Origin of the sequence: Bradyrhizobium sp. Ash2021, from assembly GCF_031202265.1 — a bacterium.
Classification (GTDB): domain Bacteria; phylum Pseudomonadota; class Alphaproteobacteria; order Rhizobiales; family Xanthobacteraceae; genus Bradyrhizobium.
In genome coordinates this window covers 570,792-589,539 of sequence record NZ_CP100604.1, presented here as the reverse complement: position 1 = coordinate 589,539, position 18,748 = coordinate 570,792, and the positions used below count along the sequence as shown (strand labels likewise).

The following is an 18,748-nucleotide window of genomic DNA, read 5'->3' as shown; positions in this document are numbered from 1 at the left end:
CGCGCGGCCCGATGATAAACTCCGCAAGCGTCTCGAAGGATGCGCACAACACACAGACTCGCGGCCATCCTTCGAGACGCGGCGACGACGCCGCTCCTCAGGATGAGGTCCGAGATCGCTTCACAGCCTCTGGGGATGACGAGCTGAAACCTGCTGATTCAACTCAAAACCGTTATGCTTCAGTAATATCGCGGGTTGCTATTGATCGAACGAAGCGGCCGTAGCGCCGGTTGCTCCGCCATGATCGGCCCGATCACGCTTCTGTCGGATTGGGTGTCCTGCAGCGCGTCGACGAAATCGGCAAACCAGTCCTGGATGGTATGGCTGCGTAGTTTCGTCATCATCGCTTCCCAGCGCATCCGCCGTTCGGTCAGCGGCATCGAGAGTGCGATCGCGATGGTGCGCGCCATGCCATCGATATCGTGGGGATTTACCAGCAGCGCGGTGTCGAGTTCGTTGGCAGCGCCGGCGAATTTCGACAGCACCAACACGCCGGGATCGGCGGCGTTTTGGGCGGCGACATATTCCTTCGCGACGAGATTCATGCCGTCCTGCAATGGCGTCACCACGCCGACCTGCGCCGTGCGATAGAGACCCGCGAGCACGGCCTGGCCGTAGCCCTTGTTGAGATAGCGGATCGGCGTCCAGTCGACCTCGCCATGGTTGCCGTTGACGTCGCTGACGAGTTTTGCCACCTCGCTCTGCAGATTGCCGTAAGCCTCGATCGCGCCGCGAGACGGGGTGGCGATCTGCAGCAGAGACACCGTGCGCTTGAGCTGTGGCTGCAAGGTCCACATCCGGTCGAATGCCCTGATGCGATTGACCAGGCCCTTGGAGTAGTCCAGCCGGTCAACGCCGATCGCAAGCTTCTCGCCATTCAGGCTGCGCCGCAACCGCGATACGTCCGGATGGGTCGACGCCTTGGCCGCCAGCTGGGCGAACTTCTCCGGATCGATGCCGATGGGGAATACCGCGGCGCGCGTCTTGCCATGACGCGAGGTGACGACACCGTCGTGCACGGCGAGATCAAGATCGCACTGAACGTAAGCCAGGAAATTCTCGCAGTCTTCCTCGGTCTGGAAGCCGATCAGATCATACGCCAGCATCGCTTCGATCAGGTCGCGATGATGCGGCACGCCGCCGATCACGGCGCGCGCAGGCCAGGGCGTATGCAGGAAGAAGCCAACCGGTTGGGTGATGCCGAGATCGCGGAGCTCCGCGCCAAGCGCGAGAAAATGATAATCCTGAACCCAGAACGCGGTGTCAGGCTTCTGGAATCGCAACAGCGCGCGCGCCATGAAGGCGTTCACCTCGCGATACGACAGATAGTCGTCGTGGCAGGCGTGGATCAGATCGGCGCGGGAGTGCAGCGCCGGCCACAGCGCCGAATTCGCAAAGCCTTCGTAATAGCCGCCGTAATGTGCGGCCGGCAGATCCAGCATCGCCAGCGCACCGGCGCCCAAGGCTTCAATCTCGGCGAATGGTTCCTTCTGGTTCCCGTCGCGGACCCGTCCGCTGGAACCGACCCAGATCGCACCGGATTCCTCGACAACCGGCAGCAAAGCGGCCGCAAGCCCCCCCGTCATGGGCTCGTTGGCCTTGGCGCGCGAAACGCGGTTTGAAACGACGACGAGGTTCACAGGGTCCCCTCCTGTTGAGGCGCGCGTGTTAACAACCATTCATCAATATGGTTCCGCGTCACCCTTTCAACGAATTGAAACCAAAATCGGACCGGATGGAGGGGAACTCACCGGAACTCACGAAAAAGAAAATTTTGCGCGAGACATCGCGCGATACGCAAAGAAACCGCATTCGATTCAACGCGCGGGAAAATCCGGCGCCGATCATGGCAGCGGTACGTCCCTTTCATCATCGAGCAGATGCGCGAGAAATTCCCGCACATCGCTCGGTGCATCGAAATGCCCGGCTACGCCGTGCGCGCGGCGGCCGACGGAAAAGGCGAGACCATCGAGATCAGGCATGATCGCGAACACCGATTCGTCGGTGACATCGTCGCCGATGAAAAACGGACGTCTGCCCTTGAACGGTTCGCGCGTCATCAATTCCCGCACGCCGCTCGCCTTGGTGAACCCGGAATGCTTGATCTCGAAGACGCATTTTCCGGGCAGCACTTCGATTGGCGCGTTCGGCAGATCGGCCCGGATCAGGGATATCGCTTCATAGATCGCCTTTTCCGCATGCGGCGCCAGGCGATAGTGCAGCGCGAGCGAATAGCCCTTGTCTTCCAGCAATATTCCAGGGCTCAGCTTGGCAATCGCCGCGAGGCGCCGTTTCAATTCCTTGTCCATCGGCGGCGCGTGGGCGCCGACCGCTTCGCTATCGGGATCGAGGCGCATCTCCGCGCCATGGCCGCCGACGGCCGGATACTGATCCGGCGCAAAGATCAGGTCGATATCATTCAGCGAACGGCCGCTGACGAGCGCGAGCGCACCGCCCGTTCGCTGCAGCAGCCGGTTGAGGGTTTTCGACAGGCCCGGCGGCACCCAGACTTCACGCGGGGTCGGCGCCAGATCGAGCAGCGTGCCATCGATGTCGAGCAACACGGCGGTCTCGCTCAAATGCGGCACCAGCGAGCGCGGCACCGGAACGGTTTCCGGTGCCGCTTCGTCTTCGGGCGACAGTTCATCTTCAAATGGCATTTCGGCAAGATCCTGGTTCATCTCATCTTACTCCACGAATGCGAGCGGCCGTGCGACTGATTCGAGCGACTTCCGCTCGGCCGCGATGGCGTATCGCCACGCGACGACGGCCGCCATGACCATCAGGGCCGACCCAAAGAGGTAGCCGGCGAACACCGAGTTGCGCGATCCGGTATCGATCAGCACGCCGAACAGCGCCGGACCGGCGACGCCGCCAATTCCCGTCCCGACCGCGTAGAACAGCGCAATCGCGAGCGCGCGCACTTCCAGCGGAAATGTTTCGCTGACGGTGAGATAGGCGGCGCTCGCGGCCGGCGATGCGAAGAAGAAAATCACCATCCATGCGATGGTCTGGGTCTGCGCGCTCAAGGCGCCGATCGAGAACAGATAGCCCGACAACGCGAGCAGCGCGCCAGACACGCCATAGGTGAACACAATCATCGTACGGCGGCCCAGCGTATCGAACAGCCGGCCCAGCAGCAGCGGGCCCAGGAAGTTTCCGGCTGCGAACGGCAGAATGTACCAGCCGACATGGCTTGCCTGAATGCCGAAGAAATCGGTCAGCACCAGCGCAAAGGTGAAGAAGATCGCATTGTAGAAGAACGCCTGCGCGATCATCAACACCAGTCCAACCAGCGAACGCCGGCGGTAAGCGAAAAACAGCGTGTGCGCCACTTCGCGCAGCGGCGTATGATGGCGCATCCGCAATTTGATCTTCGGCAGCGCCTGATTTTGCAGATGTCCCGCTACCGATTGCTCGATATCGGCAACGATCCTGTGCGCCTCATCCGGATGCCCGTGGATCATCAGCCAGCGCGGGCTTTCCGGTATCCACATCCGCATCACGAACACGACAAGGCCGAGAGCCGCACCGGTGAAATAGGCCAGCCGCCAGCCGAGATCGGGGCCGAGCAGCGCGGGATCGAGCAGGACGATGGCGCTGGTTGCGCCCATCGCCGCCCCGATCCAGAAACTGCCGTTGATGACGAGATCGGTCCAGCCGCGATAGCGCGCCGGCACCAGTTCCTGGATCGTCGAATTGATCGCGGTATATTCACCACCGATGCCGGCGCCGGTCAGAAACCGAAACAGCGCATAGCTTGCTACATTCCAGGACAGCGCCGTCGCGGCGGTTGCCGTGAGATAGAGCGCGAGCGTGATGAAGAATAACTTCTTGCGTCCAATACGGTCGGTAAGCCAGCCGAAGCCAAGCGCGCCGAGCACGGCCCCGGCCAGATAAGCGCTGTTGGAAAGTCCGACATCGAAATTCGAAAAGCGAAGCGTGGGACTTTCCTTCAGCGCTCCGGACAGCGCACCCGCGAGCGTCACCTCCAGCCCATCCAGAATCCAGGTGATCCCGAGCGCCAGCACCACGCGGGTATGGAAGCCGCTCCAGTGCAAATTATCGAGCCGCGCCGGAATGCTGGTTTCGATGATGAGGTCGTTGTCCTGCCGCACGGAGGCGAGAGCACCCTGACGTAGTGCAGAACTGCGCCGTATCAGCTGCAAATCCATCGGACCAAATCAATGAGAAACACCTCGGGACACGCCGCCCCAAGGTTCCCATTCCCAAACTTGCGGCAAACGGAATGCCCGCCACATCAGACAACGCGTGGGCGAGGCAGGGGTTCCCGCATTGCGGGACAGGAACCGAACCGGAGCACTGTCGTTTTGGGCTCACAACGAAAGGAGTTGACGATGGCTGAGCGCCGGAACAAGGCCAAAACGAGCCGCAAAACGACAAGCGTCGGGACGTTATCGAAGCGCTGGTCGCAGCGCGTGACGCAGGAAAGCGACGCGCTCGACCTGAAACAGGGTGTCTTCAAGCTGACGAGCGCGAAGAAGATCGCGGCATCACTGAAGCGTTCGGCGGAGCAGAGTTCGCGCCGCAAGGCCGGCGCCTATCGCTCGGCGCTGTCGATGCTGACCTTCTATATCAACCGCGCTGGCAAGACGCTGCCGAAGACGCAACGTGCGCGGCTCGAACGCGCGAAGGTCGCGTTGAAACATCAGTTTGGCAGGGAGTGACGATTAAAATCTCCGTCGTCCCGGCCTTGAGCCGGAACCCATACTCCGCGACCGTGGTAGAGGGCACGCGGTTAATAATTGCATCGGTGGTTATGGGTCCCGGCTCCTGATACGCAATTGCGCATATGGGCCGGGACGACAACTACGCCGCCCTGATGTTCGCCATGAAGCGGTCGAGCTCTTCGCGAAGGCGCGTGCTTTCGCTGGACAGCGTGCGCGCCGAGTTCAGCACTTCTTCCGACGCCGAGCCGGTTTCGGTCGCGCCGCGATTGACCTGCATGACGCTGGCGGCGGCTTCCTGGGTTCCCTGGGCCACGTTCTGGACGCTGCGCGCGATCTCCTGCGTCGCCGAGCTCTGCTGCTCGACCGCGCTGGCGATGTTCGAGGCGATGTCCGAAATCTTGCCGATGGTGCCGCCGATCTCCTTGATCGCCGCAACCGATTCCTGCGTCGCGCCTTGCATGCCCGAGATATGGTTGGAAATCTCGTCGGTCGCCTTGGCGGTCTGGCTCGCCAGCGATTTCACCTCGGACGCCACGACGGCGAATCCCCGGCCGGCATCGCCGGCGCGGGCGGCTTCAATGGTGGCGTTCAGCGCCAGCAGATTGGTCTGCTCGGCGATCGCCGTGATCAGCTTGACCACGTCGCCGATCTGTTGCGCTGCGCGCGACAATTTGCCGATCCGGCTATCGGTCTGCTCGGCCTGACGCACGGCGGCCGCTGCGATCTGGCTGGATTCTTTCACGCGCCGTCCGATCTCGTCGACGGAGGCGGAAAGCTCTTCCGTCGCCGACGCCACTGATTGCATGTTGCTGGAGGCTTCTTCCGAGGCGCCCGCAACCTGGCTCGACAGGCTCTGGGTCGTCTCCGCCGTCCGCGTCAGCGTTCCCGCCGCCGCCTCGAGTTGCACCGCGGAGGCCGAGACGTTGGAGACGATGGCGCCGACCGCCGACTCGAACTCGTCGGCAAAACGAATCAGCTCAGTGCGGCGCGCGGCGCTCGCCGCCTTGTTCTGCGCCTCCTGCGTGGCGGCATCGTGCTCCGCCCTCGCGATCGCCTGCACCTTGAATTCTTCCACCGCACCCGCCATTTCGCCAAGTTCATCCCTGCGCCCGAGCCCCGGCAGCACGACGTCGAAATTACCGCCGGCGAGTTCACGCATCGCCCTGCACATCGCGGCAATCGGCCGCGAGATTCCCGTACCCAGCAGGAATGCCCAGACGACACCGAGCAGGAAGCCGCCGGCGGCCAGCATCAGGATCAGCTGCTCGGTCTCGCCGATGGCTGCATGCGACTCGGCTTCAAGCCGCTTCTGATCGGCAAACAGATCCGATTTCATCGCCCCCGAGCCGTGGTCGATGGCGGCCGCGGACTCGGTCATTTCGATGGTTAGTTCGTCGATCTCTTTGGAATTCTCGATCAGCTTGGTAAGCGCTTGCTGGTATTCCTCCAGCAGAGCGGAAGCTTCCTTCAACCCCTGCACGATCTTTTCTTCCTTGGACGAGATCGGGTGCATCGAGTTCTCGACGAACTTGAGCCGCGCCATTGCGCCGGCGGCGACCGCCTTGTCGGAATTGATCACGAAGGTATTGGCAAGCGCCGTCGCCGCCTGAAGCTGGTCGGACACTTTCTTGGCGCCGAACTGAATCGCCTGAAGCTCTGAATCGTCGGCATTGCTGGGGAGATCGTCGAGTTTGTAACGCAGCGAGGTGGCGCTGCGGGCGAGGCGGTTTTGCGCGATCATCGCGCTCTCTTCCTTCACCTTGAGGATATCGGCAAAGATCTTGGTGAAGGCGCGGAATTCCCGCTCCAGTTTGGTGATCTGGTCGAGCCGCGCCGGGTTGGTCGTGCCCTTCATCGACTGGATGATGGCGTCCCTGAGGCTGGCTTCGGCCGCCAGCGCCGCCTTGCCGTCCTCTTCCTTGGCGGTGACGACATAATACCGCGCCAGCGAACGGTACGAGATCAGCTCGCGGTCGATGTTGCGGGCCAGGTCGGCTTCCGCGACGCTCTGGCGGTAGGACCCCACGCCCGCGGACACCCGCTCGAAGCCCATATAGGCAAAACCCATGCTGGCGGCCGAAATCGCCAGCGTGACGGCAAAGCCGAGCATGATCTTGGTGCGGAAACGAAGGGTTGGGAATTTGATCGATCGCGACCCGCTACGTCCTGACAATCCCACCGCAACCCCCGTCTTCGTTCTGAAAACCCAACGGATTCCGGAAGCTTGGCCCCCAGATCCGACGCGTAAAACTAAGGCAGAATGAATAAGGGTGCGTAAATATACCGTGGGTTTCGGGGGTTGTGGGCGCCCAAAATGCGCAGGGGGAGCTGCACACGAAGTCGACTTCACCCTCCCCCTCCCGCGGAGGGGCAGGACGGACGCGCCGGCGACCTCGCGGGTGCCAATCACGTCATCACAATGACACGGGCGGCCAAAATCCTAGTTGCAAGTTCCCTCGCCCCTGTTTCTAATTGGAATAATTACAAAACATCGGGAGGTATCACGCGTGTCTACAATCAAACTGACGGTGAACGGCAAGGCCGTCTCGGCCGATGTTGAGGACCGGACCCTCTTGGTCCATCTCTTGCGCGAAAATCTGAACCTGACCGGCACCCATGTCGGCTGCGACACCAGCCAGTGCGGCGCCTGTGTGGTCCATATCGACGGCAAAGCGGTCAAATCCTGCACCGTGCTGGCGGGACAGGCCGCAGGCTCCAATGTCACCACCATCGAGGGCATCGCCAAGGGCGACCAACTGCATCCGATGCAGGCCGCTTTCCGCGACAATCATGGCCTGCAATGCGGCTACTGCACCCCCGGCATGATCATGTCGGCGATCGATATCGTGCACCGCTACGGCGGCAAGCTCGACGAGGCGATCGTCCGGCACGAGCTGGAAGGCAATATCTGCCGCTGCACCGGCTACCATAACATCGTCAAATCGGTGCTCGATGCGGCCGGCCGCATGAACATCTCGCAGGCGGCGGAATAGCCGCCGCAGGCAACCAATACCGAATTCAAGACCGCCGCGTTTCGATGGAAATGGCGGAAACAATAACTCCGGTTGGGAGGACAGGACATGGGCGTTGAAGGCATTGGCGCAAGCGTTGTGCGCAAGGAAGACCGACGTTTCACGACAGGCAAGGGCCGCTACGTCGACGACATCAAATTGATGGGCATGACCCATGCCCAATTCATCCGCAGCCCGCACGCTCATGCCAAGGTCAAGAGCATCGATACGTCGGCGGCGATGAAGATGCCCGGCGTGGTTGCCGTGCTCACCGGCCAGCAGATCGTCGACGACAAGGTCGGCAATCTGATTTGCGGCTGGGCCATTACCTCCAAGGACGGCACCCCGATGAAGATGGGCGCGTGGCCGGCGATGGCGCCGGAGACGGTGCGCTTTGTCGGACAGGCGGTCGCGGTGGTGATCGCCGAGACCAAGAACCAGGCCAAGGACGCCGCCGAAGCCGTCGTCGTCGACTACGAGGAACTGCCGGCCGCCGCCAACATTAGCGCGGCGATCAAGCCCGGCGCGCCGCAGCTTCACCCCGAGGCCCCCGGCAACGTGATCTACGACTGGACCATCGGCGACGAGGCCGCAACCGACGCGGCGTTCAAATCGGCCGCCAACGTGGTCTCGCTCGACATCACCAACAACCGGCTGGTGCCGAATGCGATGGAGCCGCGCGCGGCGATCGGCGACTACAACGAGGCCGAAGAGCATTTCACGCTGTACACGACGTCGCAGAATCCGCACGTCGCGCGTCTGGTGCTGTCGGCCTTCTACAATATCGCACCCGAGCACAAGCTGCGGGTGGTGGCGCCCGATGTCGGCGGCGGCTTCGGCTCGAAGATCTTCATCTATCCCGAGGAAATGGTGGCGCTATGGGCCTCCAAGAAGGTGGGGCGCCCGGTGAAATGGACCGGCGATCGTTCCGAGGCCTTCCTGACCGACGCCCATGGCCGCGATCACCTGACCAAGGCTGAGCTCGCGCTCGACGCCGGCAACAAGATCACGGGGTTGCGGGTCAAGACCTACGCCAATCTCGGCGCCTATATGTCGCTGTTCTCCTCCTCGGTGCCGACCTATCTCTATGCGACGCTGCTGTCGGGTCAGTACAACATCCCCAACATCTTCGCCGAGGTGATCAGCGTTTACACCAACACCACCCCGGTCGACGCCTATCGCGGCGCGGGCCGGCCCGAAGCCAGTTTCGTGGTGGAGCGGCTGCTGGAGACCGCGGCGCGGCAATTGAAGGTCGATCCGGCGGAATTGCGCCGCAAGAATTTTATCACCACCTTCCCGCATCAGACGCCGGTGATCATGGCCTATGACATCGGCGATTTCGGCGCCTCACTCGATGTTGCGATGAAGGCGATCGATTACGCCGGCTTCCCGGCCCGCAAGGCGAAAGCCAAGTCCGAAGGCAAGCTGCGCGGCCTCGGCCTGTCCTGCTACATCGAGGCCTGCGGCATCGCACCTTCGAAAGCGGTCGGCAGCCTCGGCGCCGGCGTCGGCTTGTGGGAATCCGCGGAAGTCCGCGTCAATCCGGTCGGCACCATCGAGATCCTGACCGGGTCGCACAGCCACGGCCAGGGGCATGAAACGACCTTCTGCCAATTGGTCGCGGAGCGCCTCGGTGTTCCCATCAGCCAGGTCCAGATCGTTCATGGCGACACCGACAAGGTGCAGTTCGGCATGGGCACCTATGGATCCCGTTCGGCCGCCGTCGGTTTGACGGCGATCCTGAAGGCGATGGAGAAGGTCGAGGCCAAGGCCAAGAAAATCGCCGCGCATCAGCTCGAGGCGTCCGAGAACGACATCGTCATCGAGGGCGGCATGTTCAAGGTCGCCGGCACCGACAAGTCGATCGCGCTGCCGATGGTGGCGCTCGCCGCCTATACCGCGCACAATCTGCCCGACGGCATGGAGCCGGGCCTGAAGGAAGGCGCGTTCTACGACCCGACCAACTTCACCTTCCCGGCCGGCGCCTATATCTGCGAACTCGAAGTCGATTCCGCGACCGGCAAGACCTCCTTCGTCAATTTCGTCGCGGCGGATGATTTCGGGCGGCTGATCAACCCGATGATCGTCGAAGGCCAGGTCCATGGCGGTCTCGCCCAGGGCATCGGCCAGGCACTGCTCGAAGGGGCGGTTTACGACGATAGCGGCCAGCTCGTGACGGCGTCGTTCATGGATTACACCATGCCGCGCGCCGACGACCTGCCGTCGTTCAAACTGAACCACACCACGACGCTGTGCCCGGGCAATCCGCTCGGCGTCAAAGGCTGCGGCGAGGCCGGCGCGATCGGCGCATCGGCGGCCGTGATCAACGCGATCACGGACGCGATCGGCAACAACAAACTGGAAATGCCGGCGACGCCCGATCGCGTCTGGCATGCCATTCACGGCTGAGAGGGAGCAAAACCATGTACGAGACCACTTATCATCGCCCCTCCTCGGTTGAAGAAGCGGCCGCGCTGTTCGCCAAGGGCTCGGAAGCAAAATATCTCGCCGGCGGCCACACCCTGATCCCCGTGATGAAGCAGCGGTTGGCGGCGCCATCCGACGTGATCGATCTCGGCAAGATCAAGGACCTGATCGGCGTCGACGTGTCATCCGATGCCGTGACGATCAAGGCCGCGACCACGCACAACGACGTGGCCCAGAGCGGCCCGGCGCAAAAGGCGATTCCCGCGCTCGCCTATCTCGCCACGTTGATCGGCGATCCCGCGGTGCGCCATCGCGGCACCATCGGCGGCTCGATCGCCAACAACGATCCGGCCGCGGACTATCCCGCCGCCGTGCTCGCGCTCGGCGCCACCGTCAAGACCAACAAGCGTTCGATCTCGGCGGAGGATTTCTTCAAGGGCCTGTTCTCGACCGCATTGGCCGACGGAGAAATCATTACCGCCGTGTCGTTCCCGATTCCGGCCAAGGCGGGATATTCAAAATTCCCGCATCCGGCGTCGCGCTTTGCACTGACCGGCGTGTTCGTGGTCAAGACCAAGGCGGGCGATGTCCGTGTCGCCGCCACCGGCGCCTCCCAGAATGGCGTGATGCGGGTGCCTGCGATTGAGGCGGCGCTGAAGGCCAATTGGTCGGCGGCCGCCCTCGACGGCGTCAATATTTCCGCTGACGGGCTGATGAGCGATATCCACGGCTCATCGGACTATCGCGCCAATCTGATCAAGGTGATGGCGCAGCGCGCGGTGACCGCCGCGGGCTGATAGCGTCTAAACACAAAACCTATGCAAGCGGCGCCTGCGAGCCCGGTTCTGACGAACCGGGCTCGCGTCTTTGTTTTGACGCGTTTTCCTCACGCGAACCGGCGCCCACTTCGCTCAAGAACGCCATAGCGATGCGCGCCGCTCTGCATTTGGTCGGATTCTCGGCAAAAGCCGCTTGCCACATCAGCCATAAGGCGAGACAATTTAGCTAATCAGCTAATTAAAAATACCTCTCCCGGGAGCGCCCATGAAGTTCGGCATTTTCTACGAGCACCAATTGCCGCGGCCGTGGAACGACGGCGCCGAGCACAAGCTGTTCCAGGAGGCGCTCGACCAGGTCGAGTTGGCCGACAAGCTCGGCATCGATTACGCCTGGGAGGTCGAGCACCATTTCCTCGAGGAATATTCGCATTCCTCCGCGCCCGAGATTTTCCTCGCCGCCTGCTCGCAACGAACCAAGCGGATTCGCTTGGGCCATGGCATCTGCCTGATGCCGCCGAAATATAATCACCCCGCGCGCGTCGCCGAGCGTATCGCCACCCTCGATCTCGTTTCCAACGGCCGCGTCGAATTCGGCACCGGGGAGAGCGCGTCGCTGATGGAGCTCGGCGGCTTCAATGTCGGCTTCGATCCGGTCGAGAAGCGGCGGATGTGGACGGAAGCCGTCGAGCAATGCACCAACATGATGGTGATGGACCCCTATCCCGGCTTCAAGGGCGAATTCTTTGAAATGCCCTGCCGCAATGTGGTGCCCAAGCCCGTGCAGACGCCGCATCCGCCGCTGTGGGTCGCCTGCTCCAACCGCGAAACCATCAAGCTGGCGGCGCGGCACGGCATCGGCGCGCTGACTTTTGCCTTTGTCGATCCGCGCGAGGCGCGGCAATGGGTCGATGATTACTACCGAATCTTCAAAGAGGAGTGCGTGCCGATCGGGCATGCGGTCAATCCCAATGTCGCGATGGTGACTGGCTTCTCGCTGCATGCCGACGAGATGGAATCGCGCCGCCGCGGCGAAGATGGACTGCGCTTCTTCCGCTATGGCCTCGCCCATCACTATATCTTTGGCGAGCACAGGCCGGGCCGTACCGACATCTGGGCTAATTTCGAGAAGGCGCGCCATGCATTGCCGCCGGCTGGCGCCGATCACGGTATCGGCACGCCGGACCAGTTGCGCACGCATCTGCGGCATTTCGAGGAGTCGGGCGTCGACCAAACCGTGTTCATCCAGCAGGGCGGCCGTAACCAGCACGAGCATATCTGCGAGGCGCTCGAACTGTTCGCCAAAAACGTGATGCCGGAATTCCGGGCGCGCGAGATCGAGCGCGAACAGCAGAAGCAGGCTGAGCTCGCGCCCTACATTGAAAAGGCGATGGCGCGCAAAAAGGCCATGACGCCGATGCGCGACGAGGAAATCCCGGTCTACGTCGCACTCGGCCGCAAGGTCGCGGAGGAAGGCACCGGCACCGAGCGCCAGAAGCAGAACGCCAAATTATGGGCCGACGCGGCCAAGGTGACGCTCAGCGATCCCGCCCGCCACGGCAGCAAGACGCCGGTCAGCTCCTAGATTTCACCATAAATGGAAAAACAACGTGCTCGATAAACCAGCCCCCCAGTCCGCAGTTCGCACCTCCGGCCCGCTCGCCGGCTTCCGCATTGTCGAATTCGCCGGCATTGGTCCCGGGCCGTTCGCCTGCATGATGCTGGCCGATATGGGCGCGGAGGTGGTGACGCTCGACCGCGTCGGCGCCAAGAAGAACCTGAAATCGGTCGCCGGCCGCGGCCGCAAAGTCGTCGAGATTGATCTGAAGGACAAGGCCGCGATCGCGCAGGTGCTCGGCCTGCTCGCCAACGCTGACGCGCTGATCGAGGGCTTTCGCCCGGGCGTGATGGAGCGATTGGGCCTCGGGCCCGACGTGGTTCTGGCGCGCAATCCGCGCCTCGTGTTCGGCCGCATGACCGGCTGGGGCCAGGAAGGCCCGCTGGCGCAGGCCGCCGGCCACGACATCAACTACATCTCGGTCACCGGCGCACTTGCCGCGATCGGCACCAGGGAGAAACCGGTGCCGCCACTCAACCTGGTCGGCGATTTCGGCGGAGGCGCGCTTTATCTCGTGGTCGGCGTGCTCGCAGCACTTTTGGAGGCGTCGAAATCCGGCAAGGGCCAGGTGGTCGATGCCGCGATGTGCGATGGCGCGGCGTCGCTGATGTCGATGTTCTTCGACATGACGGCGATCGGCCGCTGGGTCGAAGGCCGCGAGCAGAACTTCCTCGACGGCGGCGCGCATTTCTACGGCATCTATGAATGCTCCTGCGGCAATTTCATCTCGATCGGCTCGATCGAGCCGCAGTTCTACGCGCTCCTGCGCCAGCATGCCGGCCTTACCGACGCCGATTTCGACGCCCAGATGGACCGCAAGGCCTGGCCGGCGCTGAAGGATAAGCTGACCAAGGTCTTCAAGAGCCAGACCCGCGAGGACTGGTGCAAGATCATGGAAGGCACCGACATCTGCTTCGCGCCGATCCTGACCATGGCGGAGGCGCCCAAGCATCCGCACAACGCCGCGCGAAAAATTTTCGTCGAGCGCCACGGCGTGACGCAGCCGGCACCGGCACCGCGCTTTTCGCGGACACCATCGGCGATACGGGATGCGGAGACGGCGGATATCGGCGAATTGACGAAAGAGTGGAAGGCGGGGAGGTAACAAACTCTCCGTCATTCCGGGGCGTGCGAAGCACGAGCCCGGAATCCATAACCACGATCCGTGAGTACGGATTCCGGGCCTGCGCCAAAAGGCGCATCCCGGAATGACGAAAGTAATTGAGACTACGCCGCGTTTTCCACCTTCAGCACACCTCTGCGAATCTGATCCTCCTCGATCGATTCGAACAGCGCCTTGAAATTGCCTTCGCCAAAGCCATCGTCGCCCTTGCGCTGGATGAATTCGAAGAAGATCGGCCCGATCGCATTCGCCGAAAATATCTGCAACAGGACCTTGGTGTGGCCGCCATCGACGACGCCTTCGCCGTCGATCAAAATGCCATCGCGCTTCAGGCGCGCGACATCCTCGCCGTGTTCGGGCAAGCGCGCATCGATCTTTTCAAAATAGGTTTCGGGTGGCGGCGGCATGAACGGCAGGCCGGCGTCGCGCAAATCTTCGACCGTCGCGTAAATATCCCGCGCGCCGCAGGCGATGTGCTGGATGCCCTCGCCACGATAGATGTGGAGATATTCCTCGATCTGGCCGGAATCGCCGGCGTCCTCGTTGATCGGGATCCGGATCTTGCCGTCGGGGCTGGTCAACGCCCGCGAGAACAGACCAGAAGCACGCCCCTCGATATCGAAGAAACGGATCTGGCGGAAATTGAACAGTTTTTCGTAGAACCCGGTCCAGACATCCATGCGGCCACGATGGACGTTGTGGGTGAGATGATCGAGATAGAACAGGCCCGCGCCAACCGGCCGCGGATTCTGCGCGCCGAGCCATTCGAATTCGGCGTCATAGGCCGAACCCTTGGCGCCGTAACGATCGACGAAATAGAGCAGGCTGCCGCCAATGCCCTTGATGGCGGGAACGTCGAGCGTCTTCTGCGCCGATGAAATGTCTGCCGGTTCCGCGCCGAGCGACAGTGCGCGTTCATAGGCCTGCCTGGCATCTACCACGCGAAACGCCATCGACGGCGCGCACGGGCCATGCGCGGCGACAAAGCCAAAACCGTGGGTGCCGGGCTCCTCGTTGACGAGATAATTGATGTCGCCCTGACGATAGACCGTGATCTTCTTGGCCTTGTGACGGGCGACCGGCACATAACCCATCAGCTTGAACAGCGCGTGCAGCTCTTCCGGCCGGGGATGCGCGTATTCGACGAATTCGAACCCGTCGGTGCCCATCGGATTGTCGGCGCTGATGGTGGCGGCCGGCGCGTCGTGCGGAAATGGACCCATGGCGGAATCTCCCTGATTTGGTGCACGGAGTTTCGGCCACACCGGGCGCAAAGTGCATGCAAAAGGACCCGTGTTGGAAGATAATCATACACGTTCTGTGCATCAAATGGACAATTCGCGCATGATCCCGGTAGACGCCTTCGACCTCAAAATGCTGGCCGCGCTGCAGGACGACGGCCGGCTGACCAACCAGCAACTGGCCGATCTCGTCGGCCTGTCGGCGTCGCAATGCTCGCGGCGGCGGATGCGGCTGGAGGAAGCCAAGGTGATTTCCGGTTATCACGCCGACCTCGCCAGCGAGGCGCTCGGCTTCAACCTGATCGCCTTCATTCACATCACGCTGGCGACCCATTCGCCCGACAACGCCAAGAAATTCCGCGCGCTGGTCAATCGCGTCGACGACATTCAGGAGGCCTATTCGCTGACCGGTGACGCCGATTATTTACTGAAGGCCGTGCTGCGCGACCTCAAGAGCCTGTCCGATATCGTCAACAACGTGCTGATGCCGCACCAGAGCGTCGCGCATGTGCGCTCGTCGATCGTACTGGACCGGCTGAAGGAGAGCGCAAAGCTGCCGCTGAAGGAATTGCAGCGGTAACGGACTGGCGCGTCCGAAATTGAGGGATATTCGTCATTCGAATCAAGCGTTCGATTTGCGATGATCGTTGCCAGGCAGAAATCGCGAGACGACCATGGCGCTGCAACTTCGACCGAACTGCGAATATTGCGACAAGGACCTGCCGCCGAATTCGACGGAGGCGCGGATTTGTTCGTACGAATGCACGTTCTGCGCGGACTGCGTCGAAAACAAGCTTCATAACGTGTGCCCGAACTGCGGCGGCGGTTTTGTGCCGCGGCCGATCAGGCCTTCAAAGGAGTGGCGACCCGGGGTCTGCGCCACCAAGCAGTTGCCGTCAGACAAGCGCGTGCATGTGAAATACAGCCTCGAGGACATCGCCGCGCATTCGGCGAGACTGCGGGATATTCCGCCGGAGAAGCGGTGATCCCTCCCCGCCGTCATTGCGAGCGAAGCGAAGCAATCCATCTAACGGCATGAAAAAAGAATGGATTGCTTCGTCGCTACGCTCCTCGCAATGACGGAGAGAATCATTCCGCCGCCAAAATCGTCCCCTCGACCTCGCCGAAGCCGACGCGATAGCCGTCGCCCTGGCACCAGCCGCGCATCACCAGTGAATCGCCGTCTTCGAGAAAAGTGCGCTTGACGCCGCCGGGCAGTTCGAGCGGCTCGGTGCCGTTCCAGCTGATTTCCAGCAGGCTGCCGCGCTGGTTCTTTTCCGGGCCGGAGATGGTGCCGCTGCCTAAGAGATCGCCGACATTCATGGCGCAGCCGGACGAGGCGTGGTGCACGAGCTGCTGCACCGACGACCAGTACATGTATTTGAAATTGGTGCTTGAGATATTGGCGGCCACTTTCATCGGCGCCGCGCGCAGGGCCACATCGAGCCGCATGTCGTAGTTGTTCGGCTGCGCCTGCCGCAGATAGGGCAGCGGCACCGGATCCTGCGCCGGACCTCGCATACGGAACGGCTCCAGCGCCTCGCGGGTCACGATCCACGGGCTGATCGAGGTCGCAAAGGCTTTGGCCTGGAACGGTCCCAGCGGGACATATTCCCACTGCTGGATGTCGCGCGCGCTCCAGTCGTTCAGGATCACGAAGCCGAAGATCATCTGTTCGGCCTGCTTCTCGGTCAGCATCTCGCCGATCGGCGACGGCTGCCCGACCACCACGCCTATCTCGAGCTCGAAATCGAGCCGCTTGCACGGCCCAAAGCTCGGGACATCGGCGGTCGGCGGCTTCAACTGCCCGCGCGGACGGCGCACGCTGGTGCCGCTGACCACAACGGTCGAGGCGCGGCCGTTGTAGCCGATAGGCATGTGCAGCCAGTTCGGCTGCAGCGCATTGTCCTTGCCGCGGAACATGACGCCGACATTGGTGGCGTGCTCCTTCGACGAATAGAAATCGGTGTAGCCGGCGACCGCGATCGGCAGATGCAGTTTCACATCCGCCATCGGCACCAGCGCGCGCCGGCGAAGCTCATCATTGTCGCGCAGTTCCGGATTGTCGTGGAGCAAGAGTTCGCTGATCCGCGCACGGGTGCGCGACCATACCTTCGGCCCCAGCGCCATGAAGGGATTGAGTGATGGCGCCGAGAACACGCCAAGCGGGCCGACATCCAGCCTGGAGTCCTGCTCCAGCTCCCAGAGATCGAGCACGTAATCGCCGATCGCAACGCCGACGCTGGGGGCAAGACCGTCTTTTGCCGAGAACACGCCGTAAGGGAGGTTCTGGATCGAGAAGTCCGAGGTGGGATCGACTGTTATGAAGGAGCGGAGGGTGGGATCGTTGGGGTGGGGCACAATTCTATTCCTGCTGAATTCTCGACGAAGTTTATCCCTCGTCATTCCGGGATGCGCCCCTTGGCGCAGGCCCGGAATCCATACTCACGATCGTGGTTATGGATTCCGGGCTCGCGCTTCGCGCGCCCCGGAATGACGGAGAGAACGATGCCTACGGCTTATTCGGATCGAAGCGCTTTTCCAGCCCGTTCCAGCAATCGGCGTAATCGTCCTGCAGGGTCGACGACTTCGCCGCATGCGCGGTGACGCGCTGCGGGTATCGCGTCTCGAACATGAACGCCATGGTGCCGGTCAGCTTGACCGGCTTCAGCTCCGAATTACTGGCGTGATTGAAGGCGTCGCGATCCGGGCCGTGCGGCAGCATCATGTTGTGCAGGCTGATGCCGCCGGGGGTAAAGCCCTGCGGCTTGGCGTCGTAGACGCCGTAGATCAGCCCCATGAACTCCGACATGATGTTCATGTGATACCAGGGCGGACGGAAGGTGTTTTCCGCCACCATCCAGCGCTCCGGAAAGATCACAAAATCGATATTCGCGGTGCCCGGCGTTTCCGAGGGCGCGGTCAGCACGGTGAAGATCGAGGGATCGGGATGGTCGAAGCCGACGGCGCCGACCGGCGAGAAGGTGCGCAAATCGTATTTGTAGGGCGCGTAATTGCCGTGCCACGCCACCACATCGATCGGCGAATGCGGGAGCGTCGTCTTGAACAGCGCGCCGCCCCATTTCACGAACAGTTCGGTCGGCGTGTCCTTGTCTTCATAGGCCGCGACGGGCGTGAGGAAGTCGCGGGAATTGGCCAGGCAATTGGCGCCGATCGGCCCGCGTTCCGGCAGCGTGAAGGCGCCGCCGTAATTCTCGCAAGCGTAGCCGCGCGCGGGACCCGAAGGAACCTCGACGCGGAACTTGACGCCGCGAGGGATCACCGCAATCTCGCCGGGCTCGATATCAATCCGGCCGAACTCGGTGACGAAGCGCAAATTGCCCTGCTGGGCTACGAACATCATCTCACCATCGGCATTGTAGAAATGCTGATCGACCATCGATTTCGTGATCAGATAGACGTGCGCGGCCATGCCGGCCTGGGTGTTGGCGTCGCCTGCGGTGGTCATGGTCTGCACGCCCTGCAGGAACGTCTGATCCTCTTTCGGGATCGGCGCCGGATCCCAGCGGAGCTGCGCGATCGGTAAATCGTATTCAAGGCATGGCGCGGTGCGCCAAAGCCCGGCGTCGACCTTCGCAAAGCGCCCGGAATGCCTCACCGACGGCCGGATGCGATACAGCCACGAGCGCTCATTGGCGCCACGCGGCGCCGTGAATGGCGAGCCCGAGAGCTGCTCGGCATAGAGCCCGTAGGCGCAGCGCTGTGGTGAATTGCGCCCCCTCGGCAGCGCGCCCGGCAGCGCCTCGGTTTCAAAGCTGTTGCCGAAGCCGGACATGTAGCCCGGCGTGACGCTGACGGCGTTGCGATTGATCGCGTCAGGCGAGGTGTTGATATTCATGG

The 18,748-nt window shown here is 62.4% G+C and carries 15 protein-coding genes; 8 read left to right on the top strand and 7 right to left on the bottom strand.

From position 1 onward, the window contains the following. Positions 1 to 179: 179 nt before the first annotated feature. From NL528_RS02855 to NL528_RS02845, 3 genes are all read right to left on the bottom strand, one after another. A complete protein-coding gene (locus tag NL528_RS02855; RefSeq protein ID WP_309181219.1) occupies positions 180 to 1,640 on the bottom strand; it encodes a trehalose-6-phosphate synthase in 1,461 nt (486 codons plus the stop codon). Positions 1,641 to 1,844: 204 nt separating this feature from the next. After that, complete coding sequence (gene otsB / locus NL528_RS02850) at positions 1,845 to 2,681, bottom strand: trehalose-phosphatase (RefSeq protein ID WP_309181218.1); 837 nt, start codon at positions 2,679 to 2,681, stop codon at positions 1,845 to 1,847. Positions 2,682 to 2,687: 6 nt separating this feature from the next. Further along, the gene (locus tag NL528_RS02845; RefSeq protein WP_309181217.1) at positions 2,688 to 4,175 is read right to left on the bottom strand and encodes an MFS transporter; all 1,488 of its coding nucleotides are present in this window, start codon (positions 4,173 to 4,175) and stop codon (positions 2,688 to 2,690) included. A gap of 183 nt (positions 4,176 to 4,358) precedes the next feature. Here NL528_RS02845 and NL528_RS02840 point away from each other — a divergent pair, with 183 nt between their 5' ends. Continuing rightward, positions 4,359 to 4,688: a DUF3175 domain-containing protein gene (locus NL528_RS02840; protein WP_309181216.1), complete on the top strand. Its 330-nt coding sequence runs from the start codon at positions 4,359 to 4,361 to the stop codon at positions 4,686 to 4,688. A 142-nt stretch (positions 4,689 to 4,830) separates the two neighbouring features. Here the strand turns inward: NL528_RS02840 and NL528_RS02835 are convergent, their stop codons facing one another. After that, positions 4,831 to 6,864, bottom strand: coding sequence for a HAMP domain-containing methyl-accepting chemotaxis protein (locus NL528_RS02835; protein ID WP_309181215.1), 2,034 nt, complete (start codon positions 6,862 to 6,864; stop codon positions 4,831 to 4,833). Positions 6,865 to 7,198: 334 nt separating this feature from the next. Between NL528_RS02835 and NL528_RS02830 the strand changes: the two genes are divergently transcribed. The 5 genes from NL528_RS02830 (at position 7,199) to NL528_RS02810 (ending at position 13,628) form a co-directional block, all read left to right on the top strand. Continuing rightward, a complete protein-coding gene (locus NL528_RS02830; RefSeq protein ID WP_309181214.1) occupies positions 7,199 to 7,684 on the top strand; it encodes a 2Fe-2S iron-sulfur cluster-binding protein in 486 nt (161 codons plus the stop codon). An 87-nt stretch (positions 7,685 to 7,771) separates the two neighbouring features. Next, entirely contained in the window at positions 7,772 to 10,111 is a 2,340-nt protein-coding gene (locus NL528_RS02825) for a xanthine dehydrogenase family protein molybdopterin-binding subunit (RefSeq protein WP_309181213.1), read from the top strand. 14 nt (positions 10,112 to 10,125) lie between these two features. Further along, a complete protein-coding gene (locus tag NL528_RS02820) occupies positions 10,126 to 10,926 on the top strand; it encodes a xanthine dehydrogenase family protein subunit M (RefSeq protein ID WP_309181212.1) in 801 nt (266 codons plus the stop codon). 247 nt (positions 10,927 to 11,173) lie between these two features. Further along, entirely contained in the window at positions 11,174 to 12,490 is a 1,317-nt protein-coding gene (locus NL528_RS02815; protein ID WP_309181211.1) for an LLM class flavin-dependent oxidoreductase, read from the top strand. A 25-nt stretch (positions 12,491 to 12,515) separates the two neighbouring features. Further along, positions 12,516 to 13,628, top strand: a complete 1,113-nt coding sequence (locus NL528_RS02810; RefSeq protein WP_309181210.1) for a CaiB/BaiF CoA-transferase family protein — start codon at positions 12,516 to 12,518, stop codon at positions 13,626 to 13,628. A 122-nt stretch (positions 13,629 to 13,750) separates the two neighbouring features. Here NL528_RS02810 and hppD read toward each other — a convergent pair whose 3' ends face one another. Then, positions 13,751 to 14,869 carry a 4-hydroxyphenylpyruvate dioxygenase gene (gene hppD / locus NL528_RS02805; protein WP_309181209.1) on the bottom strand — a complete coding sequence of 373 codons (1,119 nt, stop codon included), beginning with the start codon at positions 14,867 to 14,869 and terminating at the stop codon, positions 13,751 to 13,753. Positions 14,870 to 14,990: 121 nt separating this feature from the next. On the opposite strand from hppD, the gene NL528_RS02800 reads away from it, so the two are divergent. Both NL528_RS02800 and NL528_RS02795 read left to right on the top strand, forming a co-directional pair. After that, on the top strand, positions 14,991 to 15,467 hold the full coding sequence (locus NL528_RS02800; protein WP_309181208.1) for an Lrp/AsnC family transcriptional regulator: 477 nt from the start codon (positions 14,991 to 14,993) through the stop codon (positions 15,465 to 15,467). A gap of 94 nt (positions 15,468 to 15,561) precedes the next feature. Beyond that, positions 15,562 to 15,873, top strand: a complete 312-nt coding sequence (locus NL528_RS02795) for a DUF1272 domain-containing protein (RefSeq protein ID WP_309181207.1) — start codon at positions 15,562 to 15,564, stop codon at positions 15,871 to 15,873. Between the two features lie 103 nt (positions 15,874 to 15,976). Here NL528_RS02795 and fahA read toward each other — a convergent pair whose 3' ends face one another. Beyond that, entirely contained in the window at positions 15,977 to 17,248 is a 1,272-nt protein-coding gene (gene fahA / locus NL528_RS02790) for a fumarylacetoacetase (protein ID WP_309181206.1), read from the bottom strand. Positions 17,249 to 17,399: 151 nt separating this feature from the next. Next, on the bottom strand, positions 17,400 to 18,746 hold the full coding sequence (hmgA, locus tag NL528_RS02785) for a homogentisate 1,2-dioxygenase (RefSeq protein WP_309181205.1): 1,347 nt from the start codon (positions 18,744 to 18,746) through the stop codon (positions 17,400 to 17,402). Positions 18,747 to 18,748: the final 2 nt, after the last annotated feature.